Origin of the sequence: Chryseobacterium taiwanense (assembly GCF_000813825.1) — a bacterium.
Taxonomy (GTDB): Bacteria; Bacteroidota; Bacteroidia; order Flavobacteriales; family Weeksellaceae; genus Chryseobacterium; species Chryseobacterium taiwanense.
Window position 1 is genome coordinate 307,791 of sequence record NZ_JWTA01000001.1, and the last position, 22,563, is coordinate 330,353.

Here is a 22,563-nt window from a genome sequence, read left to right on the forward strand (position 1 = left end):
ATTCTACTTCTCGGATATTTAACTTTCCAACATCAGTTTTAGATTTGTATTCTTTACCATTGGTTTGAAAAGTATAAACAAAATGATATCCAGTTCCTCTTCCATACCCTTCTATTTCTTGATTTTTCCAACAGTATAAACTCCTTCGGTTTTATAAAGTTTTGGATATAAGTTTCTTGAATAATTATCGTAAACTAAAAGTCCAATAATCAAAATTATCCAAAAGTAGACATGAAATTTCTTAATGAAGTCAATCATACTACAAATAAATCAGCTGCGTCTTCAAAACCTTTCTTCCCAAGCTTTCCAGAATTCGTTTATAATTCTCAACCTGCTTCTCATTTTTTTCTGTTTCTTCTCCGGTTTTAAAATCGACTATAATATAACCTTTGTCACTCTTTAGCATTCGGTCGGGACGGTACATTCTGCTTTCTCCGTTTTCTGAAATCATAATATCTTTTTCATTGATGACTTCCCATTTTTCATCAAAAAACTCGGAATAGGTTCTGACAATTTGTTCTAAGGTATTTTGAATCTCGTCTTTTTCTTTTATGGTAATTTGCCCTTCCAAAACATAACTTTCCAAGACTTTGATAATATCTTTTTCAGTGTTGATTTTTGATAATAATTCATGAACGAAAAGACCAATTCTTACCTTCTCATTTCTTACCTGATAATTTTTGGAAGGTGTCGCAATTTTGATTGATGTGCTTTTTTCGTTGATGTTTTTTAGGTTATTGATATTTTTCGTTTCAAATTGTGAGGTTTTATCCTTCGTATGCTTTTTCAGCATTTCAGGATAGGTTTCATACAAGTCGAATTCATCAAGATTTTCGGTATTCTTAGATTGTAAGAATTCCAGTAGCTCAAGATTGTTCGAGGTTTTATTGGCCTTTTGAATATAAAAAAACAATTGTTCTACAGGACGTGTTGTGGCAACATACTGTAAACACAATCGGTCAACAAAATTTTTATAGGCATTTTGTTTGTTGAATGTTTGAATCTCCTCATCGTAAACTTCAAGATTCTTACTGAATTGATTAATATTCACAGATTTCAAAGCAGAATTATCGCTTGTTTCAAACCAGTTGGTAAATTCAGTATCACGATTTTTATTCATCATCGGAATAAAAACAATCGGGAATTCCAACCCTTTTGCTTTGTGAATGGTCATGATCTGAATCGCGTCAATATTTTCCGAAGCCTGAATGGTATAAGCTGAAGCTTCCTCATCCCAATATTTCAAAAATTCTTTTGTACTTGCACCTGCATTTTGGGTGAAATTGAAAAGCATTTCCAAAAAGTTCAACAGGAAATCCGTTTCTTTATTTTCGACCGAAAACTCATTGATATAATACTCTACAAAATTATAAAGGTTAAATCTCGGGAAATTATCCTGTTTGAGTTGTAAAGCATATTTCTGCTGAATGAACTGCAAAATTTCTTCATGGGTTTCAATCTCCAGAATTTCTTTCATTTCCAGTGTGAAATCAGCCATTTGGATTCTTCCCAGTTTATTCAGATGATACATCATCATGATTAAATTAGGTTTGTTCTTTGGGTTGGTTTCCCATTTCAGAAATTCAATGACAGCTTTCAGGGTACTGGATAATTCCAGAGTAAGTCCTTTATCGGAAATCGTTTTAATATTGGTTTCCTCACCTCTGTAATTGACTTTCAGACTTCCTAATTTCTGAGAATAACTGAAAATATCAAAATTTCCTCTGCAGAGAATGGTGATGTCAGAAAATTTAAAACCATTATTCAAGCTTTCCTGGACGTCTTTCTGCATTTTTGCAGAAGTATCGTTGTAGAAATCTTCGTTGGTAAGGTTTTCTATTAAATTAACCTTTACACGACCGTCAATTCCTGATTTTGGATTCTGCTTCCCGTCTGTTCCGAAAATATTTTTATGTTCTTCATTCAGTTCTCTGGAATGAAATTCATACAATTCATTATTAAATTGTACAATGTTTTTGGCACTTCGCCAGTTATCTTTCAGTACTAAAAGCTCAGCTTCCTTAGGAGCGATTTCTTTTTTGTTGATAATATCCAACATCAGCTTACTCTCACCACCACGAAAACGGTAAATAGACTGTTTAGGGTCGCCAACTAAAGTAAATGAAGTATTTTCCGTAGAAACAGAGTGGTCTCTTAGCGGAACGAAATTCTGCCACTGCAGTTCAGACGTATCCTGGAACTCATCAAAGAAATAATGCTGAAACTGAGAGCCCACTTTTTCATAAATAAAAGCAGAAGGCTCATTTCTAAGGTTTTCATTAATAAGAATATTGAATTTTGAAAGTAAAACCAGATCGTTTTCCTCCTCAATCTTTTTCAACTCATCCTGAATATCTTTGTTTACTTTTAAAGGAAGAAGAGCAGATAAAATTTTCTCCTTTTTCTGGGTTTCAATATAGAGAAGAATCAACTGCATTCTGTTTTCAAGCAATTGTCCCAGAATTTCTAAGATTTCAGCTTCTTTATTTTTCGATTTTGTAGCGGCTCCTTTTCTGTAATTATTGACAACAGATTCTTCGGCAGTAGTAGGAAAAGGAAATCCTGCTCTTTTCTGATTGTAAAAATCTAAAACTTTAGTGAAAAATCCACCAATTCCGTTTTTTCCCTGTGCAAAATCTTCAATCTCAATATTTCTTGATTTAAATAGATCAATAGATTGAGTTGCAAGTTCCGTAGCTTGTTTTTTATTTAGGATAATCTCTTTTCGGAGTGTATTCTTGATGTTATCATAATTCGTGTTGTCGAAATCTTTGTTGTTTTTAAGATGTTCATAATGAATATCTTTTACAAACTCTTTCGCCGAATCATAAAGGTTTTTATTTAAATTAATTCTCTCATTGTTTTCTAAACTGTAATCTACATAATCCATGAAAGAATTAGAGATCACCTCATTTTCTCCAATTTGATCAAGCATTTTATCAACGGCTTCTATCAAAAATGGCTCAGCTTCGATTTCAAGATTGAAATTTTTTGCCAATCCCAATTCATAAGAAAAACTTCTTACCAAGCGCGAATTGAAACGGTCGATTGTTCCGATATTCAATGTAGAGTAATTGTGAAGAACATAATCCAATAATTTTTTTGCTCTATGATGCAGTTCATCAATGGTGATTTTTAAGCCTTCTTCTTCAAAAGCTTTTTGAATATTTTTTAAATCCCCATTCTCAGCAAAATTTTCAGAAGCAAAATTTCCCAACCATGACAAAATTCTTTCTTTCATTTCATTGGCAGCTTTATTGGTAAAAGTCAACGCCAAAATATTCCTGATCGACTGCTGCTGATTAGGATATCGAAGACAGATCATCAAAAGACGCTGAACGAGGGCGTACGTTTTCCCAGAGCCCGCTGAAGCATTGATAACTGTATAAGAATTTTGCATTTTTTGAGTAGAATTGAACCTGCAATTTAGTTAAATATGACTTAAATTTTAACAAATTTCTAGGGCTATTTTAACAGTTTTGAATTTAAAACTCTAAAAGAAGTGCTAAAACGAGTTAACTGTGGTTAAACTTATGGTTTGCATTAAAAATAGCTTTAGATTTGCTTTATAAAAAACTGTCCGTGAAAATAAAGCTACTTTTTACTTTTTTCGTCTTATTTTTCATCAACATGAACGCCCAAAATTATATTTTCGGAAAAATAAATACTGAAGATGGGCTAGAGTTAACAGATGCTACAGTAATCAATATCAGAACTAATGAACGCGTTTTTTCTAACAGCGACGGTCATTTCATGATTTCCGGAAGAACGGGTGATGAACTACGTTTTGTAAAGGCTGGTTATGAAAGAGTAAATAAAAAAGTGAATGAAGATAATCTAAGTTCTTCTATGCAAATTACTTTAATAAAAGCGGCTACATTAATTGATGAGGTAGAGATTAAAAAAGGGATCACCGGAGATCTGGCTATAGATGCTAAAAACTTAAATGAACAGAAAAAAGTTCAGAAACTGAAAAATGAGCTGGCTCTTTATATTTCCAGGAAATCTGATCCCAGAATTTTGGCAGCGAAAGGCGGGGAGTTTGTTCAGCCTAAAGGAGAAGGGTTTTCTGTTGGAAAAGTTAAAAATAAATGGGATGATGTAGATTTGATGAAATATCTGATTTCTGCATTAGGAGAACAGTATTTTATAGATTTGAAAATTGAAAAAGCATACATCCAACATTTTATCTATTATGTTTTTGCAGGAGGTTTTGAAAGAAAAAATATTTTAAAATATGGTTTTTGCAGCGATGCGGATCTCATGAGATTTCAACGTGCAATATTGGTGAGAATATCTTCTTATCGTGCTCCTCAAACCCAACGATAACGGATGAAAACGATTTTAGGGGTATTACTATGTTGTATCGGAACAGTTATTTTTGCTCAGCAAAAAATTTCCGGGTTCATTTGGGATGAGCAGAACTTTAATGTAAATAATGTTTTAGTCATCAATATGTCTGACAATACGCGTGTTTATAGTGATGCTTTCGGGAAATTTATCATTGAAGCGGGTTTGGGAGATGAAATAAGGTTTGTAAAAGAAGGTTTTTACCGCACTCAGATTCATGTTTCGGAAGAGAATTTTAAAACGAATACCAATATCTTTCTCAAACGCTCAGAAATATTGATCCCTGAAGTAAAAATTGAATATAAACCTACAGGAGATATTAAGAAAGATACTAAGTATCTGGATGATTCCAAAAAAGTAGCTTCTTTAAAATCTTCAATGGAAAGTTATATGAAATCTCCTATGACTGAGGTTGTTCCCAAAAGTACAATTCCGAAAAGTTTTGGTGGGCATGATTTCAGTGCAGGGCAAGTGAATGTTCTCGGAATACTTGCAGGAGCTATAGGATTGGTAAATAAAGCAACAAAGCCGAAAATCACAAAAGCCAATTTCTACGAAACCCAGAATTTTATTCAAAGAGTGAAAAATGAAGTCGATTTAAACTTTCTGAAAAAATATGGAATGGATGAGGAGCAGATTGATAAGTTTCTTGCTCATGCAGAGACAGTAAAAATGCTTTCGAAAAGATACCGTAAAGACTTTAAAGTGGGTGCTATTTCTTATGAATTACAAGCTGTTTTCGCTGAATATAAGAAAACAAATAAGTTAAGTGATTGATTTGTATTTGGGTAACTGGATTTCGGAATAATAATTGATGATTTTGTATCAATTCAAATCACAAATCAAATGAACAAAACAATTATTACGATCACCATTGCTGCTTTTGGCTTCATTATTGGTCTTGGACTTCTAGGAAATGCCATTAAAAACAGAAATAAATCGGAAAATACCATTTCGGTGACCGGTTTAGGAACTAAGCAATTTACATCAGACTTGATCACATGGTCCGGAAGTTTTTCAAAAAACAATATTGATTTAAAAGCTGCTTACGACGAGCTTACCGCCGATAGAAAAATGATTAATGATTATTTGCTGTCAAAAGGAGTGAAGCAAAATGAAATCGTTTTTTCTTCAGTCGATATTCAAAAACAGTTTAGAAATTATACCGATTCAAACGGAAATAATGTTCATGGAGAATTTTCAGGATATAATTTAGCGCAAACTGTTTCCATCGAAAGTAAAGAAGTGGCTAAGATTGAAAACCTTTCCAGAAACATCACGGAAATTATCAATCGCGGAATTGAATTTACGTCTTCATCACCCTCTTATTTTTATACAAAATTAGCCACCGTAAAGCAGGAAATGATTGCTTCTGCAACGAAAGATGCTAAAGAACGTGCTGAAAAAATTGCTGAAAACTCTGGAAGTGGTCTTGGAAATCTTAAAAAAGCGACGATGGGAGTTATACAGATTACTGCACCGAATTCGAATGAAGATTATTCGTATGGAGGAACTTTCAATACTTCTTCCAAAGAAAAAGAAGCGAGTATTACAATAAAATTAGAATATGAAGTTAACTAAAAAGGCGGAAATTAATTTCCGCCTTTTCTTATTTAGTGATAAACAATATCGTAAATTTCTTCTTTAATTTCTTTTACATTTTCGGGAGAATAATTTGCCAGAAGCCAAAGTTTAAGAGCGTTTTTTCCTTCTCCGTAGCTTGGCTGCACATACATTTCATCAATTAATCTGAAATTATTTTTCTGGTAAAATGTATAACGTCTTTTGGCATCATCGCTTAAATGTTCAGGTTCTATTTCTAAAATGATTCGAGGATAATTTTCGAATAGATATCCCGTAATATAAGAACCCAATTTCTTGCTTCTGAATTCTTCGAATACCTCAAAATGCTCTACAAAAACAAAATGACTAAGCTCCCAAATAATTAAATAGCCAATATTTTGACTTTCGTGTAAAACTGAAATCACTTTTACATTGGGATGGCTGAAAAGATGGGTAAAAGGAATCCAGTCTCTTCTCTCATCTTCAGGAAAGGTGGTAGAATAAGACTTATAGATTTCCTGAACCCTATAATCATCAGGAGAAGTAATTTGCAGAAATTCCATAGTTATAAGTCAAAAACATTAGGTCTTCGGGTAATGAAAATGTCTTTAATCCAAATGGTAAAGCCTAATCCTAAATAAATTAAAAAGAAAAAACCTGCCGTTGCAAAAGTGGAATAAATGAAAAATACTCTTAATTTTGAAACCGGAATTCCTAGTTTAGCTCCTGTTCTTGTAAGAACACCAAACCATTCTCTTTCCATCTTATGTCGGATGTTGCCCAGCATTTTATATCTCTTTTAAAATTTTAAAACCAATACCGCAATTTAAGCAATTTTTTGCTTCACAGTTGTTTTTGAAATGATAAATCATACTTTGGCTTTCGAGAGCTGTTTTGATGTTGACTTTTAGTTTTTCCCAGTTTTTAATCACTGAATTTTTTTCAGGTGGGATGTGTTTATAGAAGTTAATGATTTCGTCAGAAATTTCTTCACGATGAAATTGATGATAGGTATATTTTATCGGTAAAACAGTATTGAGAATAATCAAATCAATAAATTCTTTGCTTAAGATCTTCGGTTGATGATGAGACGATGTTTTTCCAAAATTAAATTTGTCATCCCAATATTCAGAAGCTTTGACCTCTTTAAAAATATCATATAACTCGTCAGAATTTTGAGCCGAAATAATTTTTGAAAAAAGATTCTGATGTTGAAAATAAAGATCTGCCAATTGAGAAAGACGGATAGTTGGAAAATTGGGAGGTCTTAATCTTAGAAACTTAGGACGAATCTGAATTTGTGGAAGGTGAAATTTTAAAGTCAAAAAATCAAACTCTCGTTTCCAGATCTTCATTTGGTCATCAACAGGATTTTCTAGCCAGTCTGAAATTCCGAAAAATAAAGCTTCAAGTTGGGTTTTATTTTGTCTGATTTTGTTGATAATCATGAAATCTATGCTTTCCGCGATCTGTTTAAAAATGAAAGCATTCACTTTTAGTCCGAAAGAGTAGGCGAGATGATGAAAAAGGACAGCTTCAAAATTGTTTTTTGATCTCTCAAGATCTTCCTGAATAGAAGTGGATTTTTCCTGAAGCTTTTTCAATACATTTTCTTCATGAAAATGAAAAGGGATTTTGACTGGATCAAAAAGTTTTTCACAGGAAATAAATTGATCTCCATTGACTAATTTTTCATATTTGCCGATAAGATTTTCATCAATGTAGTTTCTAAGCTCTAAAGTGGGGATATTTTTAGCATTAAATTCTTCCAGTTCCAGATCATGCTGAAAAACAACATGAAGAATAATATTCTGATAATTGGGATCATGAGAATGCTGATGAAAGATCCAATCGGAAGATTTTACATGAAGCTCAATATTTCCGAAAAGAGTTACATTTTTAGTTTTAATGGTTGCCATCAGAAAATCAGGTCCGGAATCAGTGTTCCATTTTCCGAAGTTCAGAATTTCAATAGGATTTCCATGGGTATCTTTAAAATCAAAATTGCTGAAAACCTTGAAATTCCAAAGATATTGGAAGAGCTTTTCATTCATAATTTGTGTTTGTGTTCCAACTAAGTTATGAATTTTAAGTGATTAAAAATAAAAAACTGCTCAGCATTACTCCTGAACAGTTTAAATTTTTATGTGAAAACGAATACTATTGAGAAATAGATTCCTGCTTGGTTAGCTTGAAGTTTTCAATAGTTGTTCTGTACATTTCTTCGTAAATCGGAAGGATGTTTTTTAAATCAAATTTTACGGCTTGCTCTTTTGCATTCAATTTCAGTTGTGCCAAAAGTTCATCGTTGCTTAATAATTTGATGCAGTAATTACTCATTGCTTCTACATTTCCAATCTCTGCTAAAAATCCTGTTTCTCCCTGAATGTTTACTTCCGGAATTCCTCCTGCGTTGGAGCTGATCACCGGAGTGTAAGCTGCCATTGCCTCCAATGCTGCCAAACCGAAACTTTCCTGCTCAGAAGGCAATAAAAACACATCTGAAAGTTGAAGGATTCTGTAAAGATCATTCACTTTTCCTAAAAGACGTATTTTTGAAATCAACTCAGGATTTTCTTCCAAAAACTGATTGATTTTCTCCATATCTGGACCTTCTCCAATGATGATTAATTTCGATTTTACTTTTTTCTCAACATTTTTAAAGATCTGTAATACTTCTTCAACACGTTTTACCGGTCTTAAGTTGGAAACGTGAATCAAGATTTTTTCATCAGGATTGGCAAACTGTGTTCTTTGGCATTCATTGCATTCATCAAATTCAGAATTATCGATGAAGTTGGTGATCACCTGGATTTCCTTTTTGATATTGAAAAACTGTAGTGTGTCTTTTTTTAAACTTTCCGAAACCGAAGTAATTGCATCAGATTTATTGATGGAAAATTCTACGGCGTGTTTATAGCTCGGATGTTGTCCTACTAGAGTAATATCAGTTCCGTGAAGCGTAGTTACCAACGGAATATCATTATTATCTTCACGAAGCATCTGTTTTGCTGTAAATGCTGCATATGCGTAAGGAATTGCATAATGAGCATGCAATAAATCCAGTTTATATAAATTAACAACACGGTAAATCATCGAGCTTAATGCAATATCATAAGGTTGATATTGAAAAAGAGGGTAGGTCTGAACATTCACTTTGTGAAAGAAAATGTTCGGATTGGTAATATCTAATCTTGCAGGCAGTGCTGAACTGATAAAGTGTACTTCGTACCCTTTATTAGCAAGTGACATTCCGAGTTCTGTTGCTACAATTCCGCTTCCTCCGTAGGTTGGATAGCAAAGTATACCTATTTTCATTTTATAGTTTGTTTGGTAGGGGCTAATTATTTGATTTTGCTTTCAGGTCGATTCCCATTCCAGGTTTTAGTTTGTCATTGACTAAAACAGGAAGTCTGCCTGAAATTTTTGTTTTTCCGTTAAGAGCATTTGCTGTTGCTGTCATAGAATCGTCATTGTTTTCATAAGAAACCAATACGGTTGAAATCTTTGAAATATCTATATCTTTCAATGCATAGGCACTTCCGAAAACATTCAGAATTACATTTTGTTTTTTTGCTAAATCTTCTACGATTTTTTTAGATTCTGCTGAGATTTTATAAGGTTTGTAAGCGGTAGAATTATCTTTATGAAGACCTACAATTACCGTTGAATTAGCTGGAATTGTATTGATTTCATTTGATTTCTTAATCGTTACATTTGAACCTAATTGATTGGCAAAAGTCTGATAAGGTGCTTCTTCCAATGGAACATAATAGATCTGTTTTCCGTTTAATGGAAGGAGTTTTTTATCATCTTTTAATAACGTTAAAGCGTTTGAATATAAATTCTGAACTAAAACTTTATGAGAATCATTATTTATGTCTGAATTTACATTTTCAGTACTTTTCGGTGAATAAGTAGTCAGTCCTAAGAAATATTTTGTCAAAAGAATTTTCTTTACACTTTCTTCTACTCTTGATTGCGGTATCTCTCCGTTGTCAATCGCTTTTTGAATCAATTTTTTTCCTTCTGCAACACCTTGAGAGAAAAGCATAATGTCATTTCCTGCTTTAAAAGCCATGGCATCCAATTCACCCGGATTGTATTTATTGGCTACAGCTCCCATGTTTAGAGCATCGGTGATAATCAATCCTTTATAGCCTAATTTTTCTTTAAGTAATCCGGTAATAATATTTTTTGATACTGAAGCGGGAATTCCTTTTCCTGATTCTAAGCTCGGAACATATAAGTGAGCAACCATGACTCCGCCAATTCCTTTATTCATTAAAGCTTTAAAAGGAGCAAGTTCAATAGAATTAAATCTGTCTAAATTATGTGAAACAACCGGAAGATCAAGATGTGAGTCTGTACTGGTGTCTCCATGTCCCGGAAAATGTTTGATGGCGGCAAGAATATTATTATCCTGAAGTCCGTTGGAATAGGCCAAAGCAGAACTGATTACATTTTGAACTTCAGAGCCAAAGCTTCTGTTACCAATAATCGGATTGTTTGGATTGGTGTTGACATCTACAACAGGAGCAAAATCCCAGTTGATGCCCATTCTCTTACAATCTTCTGCAATTTTTGATGCCATTTGATAAATAAGATTTTTATCCTGAATCGCTCCCAATGTCATGGCCCAAGGAAATTTGTGTGCAGCAGCAATTCTTTGATACAATCCCCATTCAGCATCCATTCCAATCATTAATGGAACTTTAGATTTTTGCTGAAATTCATTAACAAGATTTATTTCCTTTGCTGCATCATCCTGCATTAGGATTAAACCTCCGATTTTATCGTTTATGACAATATTTCTTACCTGATTGATATGATTATCATCTTTATTGGTATATAATGCGACAATAAAAAGCTGTCCCAGCTTTTCGTCTTGTGAAAGGCTATTGTAAGTTTTATTTACCCACTGTTGTGCTTTGTCCAAATCAGCCTTTGAAGTGTTCTTGGGTTGATATTGAGCATGGGTTGCACAACTTATAAATAGAAATATGAAGAGTAAATTAAATACTGATTTGTTCATAATTTTTGAATAAGAACAAAAATACAATTAAAAAAATCACCCTAAAGAATGTTTTTGAGTTTTTTGGTATATGTTTTGAATACGCTTTATAGATAATAACTAAACTTTTGTAAAATGAAAAAATTCTTTCCGCTTTTAATGTTAGCTTTTGTTAGCTTATTCATATTCAGCTGTGATAACAATGATAATGATGTTCCATATCAAGATAATGACACTTATCCTATCATGAGAGATGCTACAGGAACATTTTCTTCTGGTGGTAATAATCCTTTTACACTTATTATGGATATTAATATTCAAAATTCAGATGTGGTTTTAGTATATAGAAAAGTGGGGAACTATTGGCAGAGTGTGCCTAAGACCTATTATTTAGATGATGTACAAAATTTGCCTGCAGGAAGAGAACTAGATTATAATTTTCAATTTAGTACAAGTGAGGTAAGGATCAGTACAGCTGCTAACTTTAATCAGTCTACTCAAATGACATCTGGAGAAACAAATCAGTATTTGGTTAATCAGACATTCAGAGTTGTACTAGTTCCGGCAAGTCCAGCAAAAGGAACAGCTCCAGCAGTAGACTATAACGATTATAATGCAGTAGTAAAATATTATAATCTTGACGAATCTAAAGTGATGACAACAAAATTTAATTAATCACTTAATCAAAGAAATATCTTTTCAGTTTTTTATAAATAATTAAAAAAGAAAGCTCCGGGAGAAATCTCGGAGCTTTTGATTTTATTAGTTATCGTTATCATCAAGAAGATGACCAAAATAATCTTTCTTTGTTTTTAAGTATCCCTTACTTGTTTCATTTGCCGGAATCTGTAAAGGAATTCTTGAGTTGAGATGTATATTACTTTCCGTAACATATTTCACTTTTTCAGGGTTGTTGGTCAAAAGATTAATGTCTTTTACATTTAAAAGGTTTAATATTTCTATCGCAACCCCAAAGTTTCTGTCGTCTGCAGGAAGACCTAGTTGCAGGTTAGCTTCCACGGTATCAAAACCTTTTTCCTGAAGGGAATATGCTTTTAATTTATTGATGATACCAATATTTCTCCCTTCTTGTCTCAGGTAAATAATGATACCTCCATTTTCGTGAATGTACTTCATTGCAGCGTCTAATTGCTGCCCACATTCACATTTCTTGGAATGGAAAACTTCTCCGGTTATACATTCTGAATGAAAACGTACATTAACTGGTTTTGAAAAATCTGTATTTTCCGCTAAAATAGCCATATGCGGCATCCAGTCATTTTCGTTTTCTGAGAATGCAATCATTCGGAAAGTACCATGTTCGGTAGGAACGTTGGCTTCCGCCTGAATTTTAATCATTAATAATTCTCATTTTAATTTCCTTTCAAAGAGTCTTCTATTACAGAGATATTAGTTTTAAGTCTTACTAAGTATCTATTCAGAACTTCATCATCATCTTTACCAAGATTGGATCTTAATTTCTGAATTTTTTTATAGGATCTTTCAAAGCTTTTGATGGCTCTGTTTTTTCCTGCTGTATTATTAGCTTCAATAGCGTATAAATAATTTTGTAGGCTATATTTCAAGCTAGTTACTTCTTCATTTATACTATTGCTCTTGAATGTAGGAAAGGTTGAAATTAGATTAGATATTTCTGAGGCATTTACATTTTTCTTGATATTTATCTCGAAGGATTTGCCGGATTCTGAATGGTTGTCAGAACCTTTAGATTCGCTATAGAAATTGCTTGTGAGCGGAGATAGATTAAGCTTTTCCGTTGCACAAGACGAAATCGTCGTGATTAATATTCCAAAAAAAAGTAATTTTTTCATTTTTGCTGCCCCTTTTGATAAAGGATTGGGTTAAGACTTTCATCGTTGTACATTTTCATTTGTTTGTACACTTTCATCTTAACATTACCGTTCTCAATATCAGTAAGCAACTGAGTGATAGAAGTTGATAAATCTTCTTTTTGCATAAGAAGAACGTTTAATTTTTCCTGACAATTTAAACGATGCTCCTCAGATGCAGATTCTCTGTTTGCTTCTAACGACATATGATAAATCTTTAATGCAAGTATTGATAATCTGTCTACTGCCCAAGCGGGAGTTTCCGTGTTTATTTTTGCATCAGATTTTGGAGTTATACTTTCATATTTTTTTAGAAACCAGCTGTCTATAAATTCAACTAAATCAGTTCTTTTTTGATTTGATTGATCAATAGTCCTCTTCAGTTGAAGAGCTTCAGCCGGATCAATATTTTCATCTCTAATTATATCTTCCAAATGCCATTGAACGGTATCAATCCAGTTTTTTGCATACAAAATTCGTTCCAAACTGTCTTTTTCGTATGGATTGTTAATTAGAGTGTTGACATTGTCAAGTACGTGGTAGTCTTCAATAGATTGATTGAAGATATTCCATGCAATATCTGTAAAATTCATTTAAAAATGAGTTAGAATTTAGTTGCTAGAAGTTGTATTATCGTTTGAAGACGAGTTTTTGTTTTCAGAACCCGGTTTGTCTTCTTCTTTTACAGCATCTTTAAATTCTTTAATACCAGAACCAACTCCTCTCATTAATTCAGGAATTTTCTTACCTCCAAAAAGCAATACAAGCAATACTGCTACGATTAAGATATGTTGCCATGATAAGGCTAATATTGTTAGTGTGTTCATTTCTAATTTTTTTTACAAAGTTAAACTTTTTTAATAAGAAACCCAACCTAATGGATCAACGGGTGTGCTGCCGTTCCATACCTGGAAATCAAGAGTATATGTGCCGTCAAAATCCTGAGCTACCGTACCTACCGGAGTCCCTGCGGAAACTTGTTGGTTTTTAGATACAGAGTTGCTGCTTAGGTTAGAATAAAGGGTAAAGTAATCCCCGTGTTTTATAATTACTGTTTTCGTTCCGTCCGAAGCCGGTAATATAGAAGAAACAGTTCCCGGGAATACACATCTTGCAACAGCTCCTTTTGATACTGAAATTTTAATCCCATTATTTTCTTCCATAATGTTCTTAAATACAGGGTGAGGCTGTCTTCCGAATCGGTGCGTGATAGTTCCGGCAATTGGCATCCCAAGTTTACCTTTGTTTGCTGCAAAATTATTTCCTGACGCTGTAGAAACTCCGAAGTTGGTCATTGCTTTTGATTCTGCAGCTTTTTTATCTGCTTCTTTCTTTCTGGCTAATGCATCTTCGGCAGCTCTTGCTGCGTTTAATTTATCGGTTGCTTCTTTAGCTTTTAGTGCTGCTTCATCAGAGGCTTTCTTTGCTGCAATTTTTCTAGCTTCATCTCTGCTGTTTGCTTCCGCTTTTGCAGCATCTTCAGTACGTTTTCTTTCTTCTTCAGCACGTTTAGCGGCTAATTCTGATGCTTTTTTCGCTTCAGCTTCAGCCAGTTTTCTTTCTCTCTCCAGAGCTTCGGCTTTTGCTTTTGCTTCGGCTTCTATTCTTGCTTTTTCTCTTTCTGCCGCTATTTTTGCCAGACGAATTTTTTCTGCTTCTGCTTTTTTTCTAGCTTCTTCTTCCGCTTTTGCAATTCTTATTTCCTCGGCAATGATCGCTCGGATTTGGCCTTCTAAAGCTTTAGATTGAGTTTGTTTTTGTTTCAGTTCGGCAGTAATTCTAGCTTCATTCTTTTTGAAATCTGCAACTAACTGCTCTTTTTGTACACGTTCTACATTAATTGTTGCCAGATCTTTTTTCTGATTAACCAAAAGGTTTTCTTTTTCAGTCGCAGATTTCTTTTTCTGAGCGATAGATTTTTGGATCTCTGTTGCCGCTGTAGTAATTTCAGCTGCTTTTTTATCCTGATAGTCAGAGTACTGTTTTAAATACTGGACTCTTCTAAGAGCTTCACCCAGATTTTTGGAAGAAAGGATAAAGGTTACTTTATTTTGTACCCCTTTGTTTTTGTAAGCATTTACTAAAACTTCCGCATAGTTTTTTCTTAAAATAGCAAGTTCTCTATTTTGGCGGTTGATTTCTAACTGACGCAGATAGATCTCGTCTTCAATAAATCTTTTTTCTTTTTGGGTGTTGTTGTAAACCTTTTCTCTTAAGACTAATTTCTTATTAACATTGGTAAGATAAGCAATAGAGAGCTTTGATTCGCTTCTTGTTTTTGCTAAATCGGTATTTATCTGTGCAATTTGTTTTTTAAGGTCGGCGTTTTGTTTCTGTAGCTGTTCTTTCTTTTGCCCTTGTCCGTAGTGCAATCCAAACAACAAAATACCTATTAAAAAGCTAAATTTTTTAATCATTGAATCTCAATTTTCTTATAACTAGATGGTACAGAATAGCGCGTATCCATCCTCGAAAAATCAAATTTCGTATTTTCAAGTAGAATTTGACTGTTTTTTGATCCTTTTATAATTATTTTAACATTTTTTGGAAGGCGAATTTCATTCTGGTAAGTTTCCCATCCATCATATAAAATTTCTAAAGAATCATCGGAATTAGCATCCTGAAGTTTAGCCTGAATAAGATCATAATCCGGAGAATACTGAAGAACTATTTTATATTCTCTGGTCGTTTCTCCAGTTTCTATTTTGATGTTGGAAATTGATGCAAGCTGATATCCCTGCATATTTTGGGTAAGGCGAGAGTTTCGCCCTTTAATGGTAAGGAAAGTTCTTCCTATAAGAAGGTTTTCCAGATTTTTATAATCTATAAAATTTACATTCAACAGATTATTAAGGTAATCGAAATCAGAATCGATATAATTTTTATTGTATTTATCCATTGCTTTTATTCCTTCCGGAGTAATCAAGGCGCGAGCGGCATTAATGAATAAAAAGTTGATGGAAGCGAATATTTTTTTGTCTGTTTCTATATAAATAGTAGCATCCAAAGGACTTACCTTAATATCATCAGAGGTAATTTTACTGCTTATTTTTAGAGCTTCAAATTGAGGATGAATGTATACTTTTTCATAAAAAGTTACAGGATCATATACGTTTTCACCAACATCGATGGGTTTGTCATTTTTAGGTTTTTCTACTTGAATACTATCTTTCCCTTCCGTGCTTTGTTCAACGGTTTTTCTGGTTTTACAAGAAAATAAAACCAGTATAAAAAGTATTGAGGCGATCCATTTGTTCATATTCAAATTTAAATAAATGCTTTGCAATATTAACGCCAAACCACACAAAACATTTTGTGTGGTTTGGTTATCTTGTTAAATCAGAATGATTATTTAGACAAAAAATCCAATACAGAATAATCTCCTAAAGAAATTTCTCTTGCTACACCGAAGTATTGAGCCGAATTTCCGATCATCGAATTGGATAAGTTTCCATGATTGATTCTCGTATTTTCTTGGATCAATGAGTTTTCGATGTTAGAATTGTTCACTATAGTATTGTTTCCTAAAGAAACTCCTGGACCAACTTTAGAATTTGAAATTTTTACATTTTCACCAATAAAACATGGTTGAATAATCAAAGAATTTTCTATTTGAGCAGAAGCAGGAAAGTGAGACATTTCCTCTTTTTCGTATTCTAGAATTTTGCTGTTGGTTTCTACGGTTGCATTTTTATTTCCGCAATCCATCCAGTCGTTTACCTTTCCTAAAGTAAACTTTGCGCCTTTGGATCTAAGGTTTTCTAATGCTGTAGTCAATTGATATTCGCCACCGTTTTTAATATCATTTTCCATGATATAGTTAATTTCGTCCATCAGTTTTTCAGCACTGTTGAAGTAATAGATACCAATAATTGCTAAATCTGAAACGAAAGTGGTCGGTTTTTCTACAAAATCCGTAATGAATCCGTAGTTATCTAATTTTACCACCCCAAAAGCAGAAGGATCTTCTACACTTTTTACCCAAATTACACCATCTGAGTTTTTATCTAGTTGGAAATCTGCTCTAAATAATGTGTCTGCATATGCCACTACAACATTTCCTGTCATTGATGCTTCTGCACATTTCAAAGAGTGAGCGGTTCCTAAAGGTTCTAATTGATGATAAATGCTTCCTTTTGCGCCTAATTTTTCTGCAATTTGCAATAAAGATTTTTCAATTTCGGAACCAAAATCTCCAATAATAAAAGCTACTTCTTCAATTTCTTCTCCAGCAACTTTAGCAATGTCTTCCACCAATCTTTGTACAATCGGCTTTCCTGCGATAGGAATAAGAGGTTTTGGAACGGTTAATGTATGTGGACGCAATCTGGAACCACGTCCAGCCATCGGAACAATAATTTTCATAAACTATATAAGTATGTTTTTTTTGTTAGTTTTAATAATAAGGCTAAAGATAGGAATTAAAATCATTGATGAAGCATGATTTATATCTTTTTACTATTTGTTTAAATCGAAAAAGAATTTGAATAATATTAACTAGAGGCTAAGTTTTATTTTTTAATTCTTGATAATAACATATTCTTTTCAGAATAAATTAAAGCTCCTGCATAAACTAAGAATAATAAATTTCCGATCCATAAATTATAATCGAAAAACTCTACGATTACATAGCTGAAAACAGCTAAAAGTAAAATGAAAAAAGAAATTTTCTTCATTCTATATGGGATGGGATAATATTTCTGACCTAACCAATATGAAATGATCATCATCGAAAAATACGCAGCTAAAGTTACCCAAGCGGATACCATGAAACCATAGGTTTTTAGAAGAGCTAAATTTAAAACAATGGTGATAATAGCACCAGTCCAGGAAATATAGGTTCCGACTCTTGTTCTGTCAGTTACTTTATACCAAGTGGAAAGATTGTAATAAATTCCGAAAAATAAATTTGCGATGACGATAATCGGGATGATATTAATAGCAATCCAGTATGAACTGTTTGGAACCAATAAAAGCTTTATCCAAGAAACATTTGCAATAATTCCCAACGCTACTATGGATGCAAAGAATGAAAAATATTCTGTCACTTTTGCATACGTGTTTTTTGCATTTTCATTATTCATTTGTTTGAAGAAAAACGGTTCTATTCCCATTCTGTAAGCCGTTACGAAAAGGGTCATCAGAACTGCCATTTTATAACATCCACCATAAGCACCTGCATCGGAATCATCAATTAAAAACCGTTGAATAAATTTATCGAAATTTTCATTGACCATAAATGCCAAACCGGCAATCATAATTGGCCAAGAATATTTGATCATTTGAAGAAAAAGATCTTTTGAAAACTGGAATTTTACTTTTAAAATAACGGGAATAACCAATAAAACACCGACAAAACTTGCCGCCAGATTACTGTAGAAAGGATATGACACCTTTTCTTTCATTCCTAATTTCAGAGAAAACTCCTGAGGAATATAAAGGAATAAAGCAATGGCAAAAGCACTTTGGAAAACGGCTTGTATAACCCTTACTGCCGTATATTTTATAGGTCTGTTATGGAATCTAAACCAAGCCAAAGGAATCACTAGGATATTATCAAAAAAAGCAATCCAGGCAAACCATCGGATAAATTCCGGAGTATTTGAATAATCAAAAAGATCGGCGATAGGTTGATTAAATAATAAAACTAAGATTAAAAAAACAGTTGATAAGCCAGTTAAAAACCAAAAAGAAGTATTGAAGACCTTTTGTTCATTTTCTTTATCTGATGAAAATCTAAAATAGGCTGTTTCAAAACCGAAAGAAAGAACGATATTAACGAATGATATCAGTGCATACAGGTTTGTAAAGATAGCAAACGCACTGTTGTCAATATTTTTAATAAATAAATAATTCAGCAATACAACAATTATCCTCGGCATTATTGCCCCAATTCCATATATAATAGTCTCGTTGAGAAGTTTTTTCAAGATGTGAAATTTTATGCAAATGTAAATATTTAGAAATTGATTTTTTATCAGAGATATTAAAATTCATTCATAAATCTTAATTTTGCTTAAAATGAAAATCCGCCGGAATCTTGGAGTTAGAATCTGGTATAAAAATCTAAAAAAGTAAAATGAAGACCTTAATCAAAAATGTAAAAATCGTCAACGAAGGCAAAATTGTTGAAGGTGATATTTTAATTGAAAATGATTTAATTTCCAAAATAGATTCCCAAATTTCTGAAGACGCAGATCAAATCATCGATGCTTCAGGAAAATATCTTTTGCCGGGAGTTATTGATGATCAGGTGCATTTTCGTGAACCGGGTTTGACACATAAAGGGGACATTGAAAGTGAATCTAGAGCTGCAATTGCGGGAGGAACGACAAGTTTTATTGAACAGCCGAATACTGTTCCGAATGCGGTAACTCAGGAATTATTGGCCGATAAATATGAAATTGCTTCTCAAAAATCATTTGCCAATTATGGTTTTATGATGGGAGGAACCAATGATAATTTGGAAGAAGTTTTAAAAACAAATCCGAGAAATGTTCCTGGAATCAAATTATTTCTAGGTTCTTCTACCGGAAATATGTTGGTTGACAATCCTGAAACATTGGAAAATATTTTCAGTAATACCAAGATGCTGATTGCGGTTCATTGTGAAGATGAAGCTACGATTAGAGCTAACACTCAAAAGTATCTGGATGAATATGGAGAAGATATTCCTGTGAAATTCCATCATTTAATCAGAAGTGAGGAAGCTTGTTATAAATCTTCTTCAAAAGCGATTGAACTGGCGAAAAAAACAGGAGCAAGACTTCATGTTTTCCATTTGTCAACGGCTATTGAAACAGAACTTTTCAGAAATGATATTCCTTTGAAGGAAAAGAAAATAACAGCAGAAGTTTGTGTTCATCATTTAACATTCACGAATGAAGATTATGAAACCAGAGGAGGATTAATTAAATGGAACCCTGCTGTAAAAACTCAGAAAGATAAAGACGGACTTTGGGAGGCGCTGCTTGATGACCGAATTGATGTCATCGCAACGGATCATGCTCCTCATACTTGGGAAGAAAAACAGAATGTGTATACAAAATGTCCTTCAGGAGCACCATTGGTACAACATTCTTTGGTCGTAATGTTGGAAAATTACAGAAATGGAAAAATTTCTTTGGAAAGAATTGTGGAGAAAATGGCTCACAATCCTGCGATTCTGTTCAGAATTGAAAAGAGAGGATTTATCAGAGAAGGTTATAAAGCTGATTTAGTTCTGGTAGATCTGAATGAAGACTGGACGGTTGAAAAAGAAAATGTTCTTTATAAATGTGGTTGGAGTCCACTGGAAGGAATGAATTTCCATTCTAAAGTAACGCATACTTTTGTAAACGGAAATCTGATTTTTGAGAACGGAAATATTAATGAAGAAAAATTCGGAGAGCGTCTGCTTTTTGAAGTAGAAGAATAATATCAATAGAAGCGGGCTTTAGCCCGCTTTTTTATTTTGAAATCTTTGTTCTGAATTTAAATCTCACAGATTGAGCAGATTAAGCGGATTTTTTAATAGTATCATCTGCAAAATTTTCGGAATCTGCGAGAGAAAACTATCTGACAATTAATTAAGCAATTACAATGCTTTCAATACCTTTTTCTAATGCAGTATCCTGAAGATGTGGCAATCCTAGCCCTTCTGCACGGAAAACACTTATGTCAGTAATTCCGATAAAGCCAAGTACGCTTTTCAGATATGGAACCACGAAATCATAAGACTGATAATCGCCTTCAGAAAAAACGGAACCGCTGGCAACCGCGATATACGCTTTTTTGTTTTTTACCAACCCTTCAAAACCGTTTTCAGAATATTGGAATGTCATTCCGCCACGCGCAATGTGATCAATATACGCTTTCAAAGCTGAAGGAATTCCAAAATTATAAATAGGAACAGAGATCACGATAATATCGGAAGCGTGAAGTTGTTCAATTGCTTCATCAGATCTTTTTACGGCCTCATTTTGTGCCGGAGTTCTGTTTTCTGCTGGAATAAACCATGAATCAACCTGCTCTTCTCCCAAATGCGGAAACGGATTTTTGAGTAAATCTAATGTTGTAATAGCATGTTCTGGATAGGCTGCCTGTAATTTTTCTTCGATAGCAGTTCCTAATGTTCTGCTTGCTGATCCATTTGTTCTTGGACTTGAAATAATGTGAAGTATGTTTTTCATTTTTTTTTGATTAAAATTTCTTCAGCAAAATTATGTACATTTGCTTTTGAAAAGTTAGTAGTTAACAAAAGGTTAGTAGTAACCTTTTGGTTAGTTGTTAAAAATAAATCCTATGGAAAATCCGGTCAATAGTTCTGTTGAAATTCAAGACGCTCCTTGCAGAGCCAATTGCAGCGAAAATCTTTCAGCTGTAGAAGATGCAATTTATGTAATCGGAGGAAAGTGGAAGCTGAAAATCATTATTGTTTTACAGGAGCTGGGAAATGTCCGTTTTAATGAATTACAGAGAATGATTTCAGGAATTTCAGCAAAAGTCTTATCAAACGAGTTGAAAGATCTGGAGTTGAATGGCTTTGTAAAAAGAGTAGTACATGCGGAACAGACACCTGTTGTGGTAGAATATATTTCCACAGACTATAGCCGGACTTTAAAAACAGTAATCATGTCACTTTCTGAATGGGGCAGAAAGCATAAGAAGAATATCAGAGAAGATGTTTTCGAAAATACTTCGGTCAGATAAAATAGAGTGAAGTTTTTTAGGTGGAATTTAATTTAAACTCTCGCAGATTGAGCCGATAACGCAGATTTTTTTAATATTATTATCTGGAAAGCTTTTTAAATCTGGAAGAGGGAAAATATTAATTAAAAGACTGTCTAAATTCTAAAGGGGACATATTCGTTTTCTTTTTAAACAGCGTACTGAATGATTGTGAATGTTCAAACCCTAGTTCATAAGCAATTTCGCTCACCGATAATTCTGTTGTCGAAAGCTTTTCTTTTGCCTTGCTGATCAGTTTTTCATGAATGTGTTGCTGGGTATTTTGTCCGGTGTGAACCCGTAACAAATCACTTAAATAATTTGGTGAAAGATTCATTGCTTCGGCAATCTGATGAACCGTTAACAGACCTTTTTCAGAAGATCCTTTATCAAAATACTCATTAAGATAAGTTTCAAATTTTGTCAGCAGCTGATGGTTTCCACTTTTTCGGGTGATGAACTGTCTCTCGTAAAAACGTTTGGAATAATTCAGTAACAATTCAATTTGTGACAAAATAATTTCTTGGGTGTGATGATCGATATGTTGACATTCTTTGTCAATTTTATACATGATTTCAAGCAGGTCATTTTCTTCATCTTCAGATAAATGTAAAGCTTCATTTACCGCATAAGAGAAAAACCCGTAAGAAGAAATCGTTTTAGCTAAAGTATGTTTGAGCAGAAAATCTTCGTGAAAAATCAAAAGATAACCCGTGTTTTCACATTCCATTGTCTTCAGATCCAGATACTGAACCTGACTGGGAGCGGTAAAGCTTAAGACTCCTTTATCGTAATCATAATGCTGTTGACCGTATTTTATTTTTCCTTTGGCGTTCCGTTTCAGGGCGACACAATAATATCTGCTTACAAAACCTTTCCAGATATCATCTTCAATAAAAATACTTTCAGAAAGATTGATGACACTTACCATCGGATGCTTTGGCTCAGGAAGAGAAAGCAGTTTGTGAAATGCTGAAATAGATTGTATAGTGTTCATTATTGTTAGATTTTTTATTTTTTTGCGCCTGTTTCCGTCTTCCACTCCCGCTTTTTTTGCTTCGCAAAAAGAGCTCCGTT

Annotated in this window: 22 protein-coding genes; 6 read left to right on the forward strand and 16 right to left on the reverse strand. The window is 33.5% G+C overall.

Translation table 11 applies throughout. The features are described from left to right. Positions 1-259: 259 nt before the first annotated feature. Positions 260-3,400 (reverse strand): UvrD-helicase domain-containing protein, encoded by a 3,141-nt coding sequence (locus RM51_RS01435; RefSeq protein ID WP_039364283.1) that lies wholly within the window; start codon positions 3,398-3,400, stop codon positions 260-262. A gap of 230 nt (positions 3,401-3,630) precedes the next feature. Here RM51_RS01435 and RM51_RS01440 point away from each other — a divergent pair, with 230 nt between their 5' ends. The 3 genes from RM51_RS01440 to RM51_RS01450 all read left to right on the forward strand — a co-directional run bounded on the left by RM51_RS01440 (position 3,631) and on the right by RM51_RS01450 (position 5,931). Then, entirely contained in the window at positions 3,631-4,329 is a 699-nt protein-coding gene (locus RM51_RS01440) for a hypothetical protein (protein WP_228375758.1), read from the forward strand. A gap of 3 nt (positions 4,330-4,332) precedes the next feature. Next, positions 4,333-5,127 (forward strand): hypothetical protein, encoded by a 795-nt coding sequence (locus tag RM51_RS01445; RefSeq protein WP_039364286.1) that lies wholly within the window; start codon positions 4,333-4,335, stop codon positions 5,125-5,127. A gap of 69 nt (positions 5,128-5,196) precedes the next feature. Beyond that, entirely contained in the window at positions 5,197-5,931 is a 735-nt protein-coding gene (locus RM51_RS01450; RefSeq protein ID WP_039364289.1) for an SIMPL domain-containing protein, read from the forward strand. 32 nt (positions 5,932-5,963) lie between these two features. Here RM51_RS01450 and RM51_RS01455 read toward each other — a convergent pair whose 3' ends face one another. From RM51_RS01455 to RM51_RS01475, 5 genes are all read right to left on the reverse strand, one after another. Further along, positions 5,964-6,476, reverse strand: coding sequence for an N-acetyltransferase (locus RM51_RS01455; protein WP_039364292.1), 513 nt, complete (start codon positions 6,474-6,476; stop codon positions 5,964-5,966). Between the two features lie 2 nt (positions 6,477-6,478). Beyond that, positions 6,479-6,700, reverse strand: coding sequence for a hypothetical protein (locus tag RM51_RS01460; protein ID WP_039364295.1), 222 nt, complete (start codon positions 6,698-6,700; stop codon positions 6,479-6,481). Between the two features lies 1 nt (position 6,701). Further along, entirely contained in the window at positions 6,702-7,967 is a 1,266-nt protein-coding gene (locus tag RM51_RS01465) for a DUF2851 family protein (protein ID WP_039364297.1), read from the reverse strand. Between the two features lie 106 nt (positions 7,968-8,073). Beyond that, positions 8,074-9,231 (reverse strand): N-acetyl-alpha-D-glucosaminyl L-malate synthase BshA, encoded by a 1,158-nt coding sequence (gene bshA, locus RM51_RS01470; RefSeq protein WP_039364300.1) that lies wholly within the window; start codon positions 9,229-9,231, stop codon positions 8,074-8,076. 22 nt (positions 9,232-9,253) lie between these two features. Further along, positions 9,254-10,948 (reverse strand): glycoside hydrolase family 3 protein, encoded by a 1,695-nt coding sequence (locus RM51_RS01475; protein ID WP_039364303.1) that lies wholly within the window; start codon positions 10,946-10,948, stop codon positions 9,254-9,256. A gap of 114 nt (positions 10,949-11,062) precedes the next feature. Between RM51_RS01475 and RM51_RS01480 the strand changes: the two genes are divergently transcribed. Further along, positions 11,063-11,602 carry a hypothetical protein gene (locus tag RM51_RS01480; RefSeq protein ID WP_039364308.1) on the forward strand — a complete coding sequence of 180 codons (540 nt, stop codon included), beginning with the start codon at positions 11,063-11,065 and terminating at the stop codon, positions 11,600-11,602. 87 nt (positions 11,603-11,689) lie between these two features. Here RM51_RS01480 and ribA read toward each other — a convergent pair whose 3' ends face one another. The 8 genes from ribA to RM51_RS01520 form a co-directional block, all read right to left on the reverse strand. Further along, positions 11,690-12,286 carry a GTP cyclohydrolase II gene (ribA, locus tag RM51_RS01485; protein ID WP_039364311.1) on the reverse strand — a complete coding sequence of 199 codons (597 nt, stop codon included), beginning with the start codon at positions 12,284-12,286 and terminating at the stop codon, positions 11,690-11,692. 14 nt (positions 12,287-12,300) lie between these two features. Beyond that, positions 12,301-12,759, reverse strand: coding sequence for a hypothetical protein (locus RM51_RS01490; RefSeq protein ID WP_039364314.1), 459 nt, complete (start codon positions 12,757-12,759; stop codon positions 12,301-12,303). Then, positions 12,756-13,370: a DUF4254 domain-containing protein gene (locus RM51_RS01495; RefSeq protein WP_039364317.1), complete on the reverse strand. Its 615-nt coding sequence runs from the start codon at positions 13,368-13,370 to the stop codon at positions 12,756-12,758. The genes RM51_RS01490 and RM51_RS01495 overlap by 4 nt, the downstream gene beginning before the upstream one ends. Positions 13,371-13,388: 18 nt before the next feature. Further along, positions 13,389-13,604: a twin-arginine translocase TatA/TatE family subunit gene (locus RM51_RS01500; RefSeq protein WP_039364321.1), complete on the reverse strand. Its 216-nt coding sequence runs from the start codon at positions 13,602-13,604 to the stop codon at positions 13,389-13,391. Positions 13,605-13,634: 30 nt separating this feature from the next. Continuing rightward, positions 13,635-15,194 (reverse strand): murein hydrolase activator EnvC family protein, encoded by a 1,560-nt coding sequence (locus RM51_RS01505; RefSeq protein WP_039364324.1) that lies wholly within the window; start codon positions 15,192-15,194, stop codon positions 13,635-13,637. Beyond that, positions 15,191-16,036, reverse strand: a complete 846-nt coding sequence (locus RM51_RS01510) for a DUF4292 domain-containing protein (protein WP_039364326.1) — start codon at positions 16,034-16,036, stop codon at positions 15,191-15,193. Before RM51_RS01510 ends, RM51_RS01505 begins: the two co-directional genes overlap by 4 nt. An 89-nt stretch (positions 16,037-16,125) precedes the next feature. Further along, entirely contained in the window at positions 16,126-17,142 is a 1,017-nt protein-coding gene (locus RM51_RS01515) for a sugar phosphate nucleotidyltransferase (RefSeq protein WP_039364329.1), read from the reverse strand. Positions 17,143-17,288: 146 nt separating this feature from the next. Then, positions 17,289-18,707: a lipopolysaccharide biosynthesis protein gene (locus RM51_RS01520; RefSeq protein WP_039364332.1), complete on the reverse strand. Its 1,419-nt coding sequence runs from the start codon at positions 18,705-18,707 to the stop codon at positions 17,289-17,291. A gap of 149 nt (positions 18,708-18,856) precedes the next feature. Here RM51_RS01520 and RM51_RS01525 point away from each other — a divergent pair, with 149 nt between their 5' ends. Continuing rightward, a complete protein-coding gene (locus RM51_RS01525) occupies positions 18,857-20,194 on the forward strand; it encodes a dihydroorotase (RefSeq protein WP_039364335.1) in 1,338 nt (445 codons plus the stop codon). 151 nt (positions 20,195-20,345) lie between these two features. Here RM51_RS01525 and RM51_RS01530 read toward each other — a convergent pair whose 3' ends face one another. Further along, positions 20,346-20,948, reverse strand: a complete 603-nt coding sequence (locus RM51_RS01530; protein WP_039364338.1) for an FMN-dependent NADH-azoreductase — start codon at positions 20,946-20,948, stop codon at positions 20,346-20,348. Between the two features lie 112 nt (positions 20,949-21,060). Here RM51_RS01530 and RM51_RS01535 point away from each other — a divergent pair, with 112 nt between their 5' ends. Beyond that, entirely contained in the window at positions 21,061-21,468 is a 408-nt protein-coding gene (locus RM51_RS01535; RefSeq protein WP_084110884.1) for a winged helix-turn-helix transcriptional regulator, read from the forward strand. A 118-nt stretch (positions 21,469-21,586) separates the two neighbouring features. Here RM51_RS01535 and RM51_RS01540 read toward each other — a convergent pair whose 3' ends face one another. Beyond that, the gene (locus RM51_RS01540) at positions 21,587-22,483 is read right to left on the reverse strand and encodes a helix-turn-helix domain-containing protein (protein WP_052248352.1); all 897 of its coding nucleotides are present in this window, start codon (positions 22,481-22,483) and stop codon (positions 21,587-21,589) included. Between the last annotated feature and the right edge of the window lie 80 nt (positions 22,484-22,563).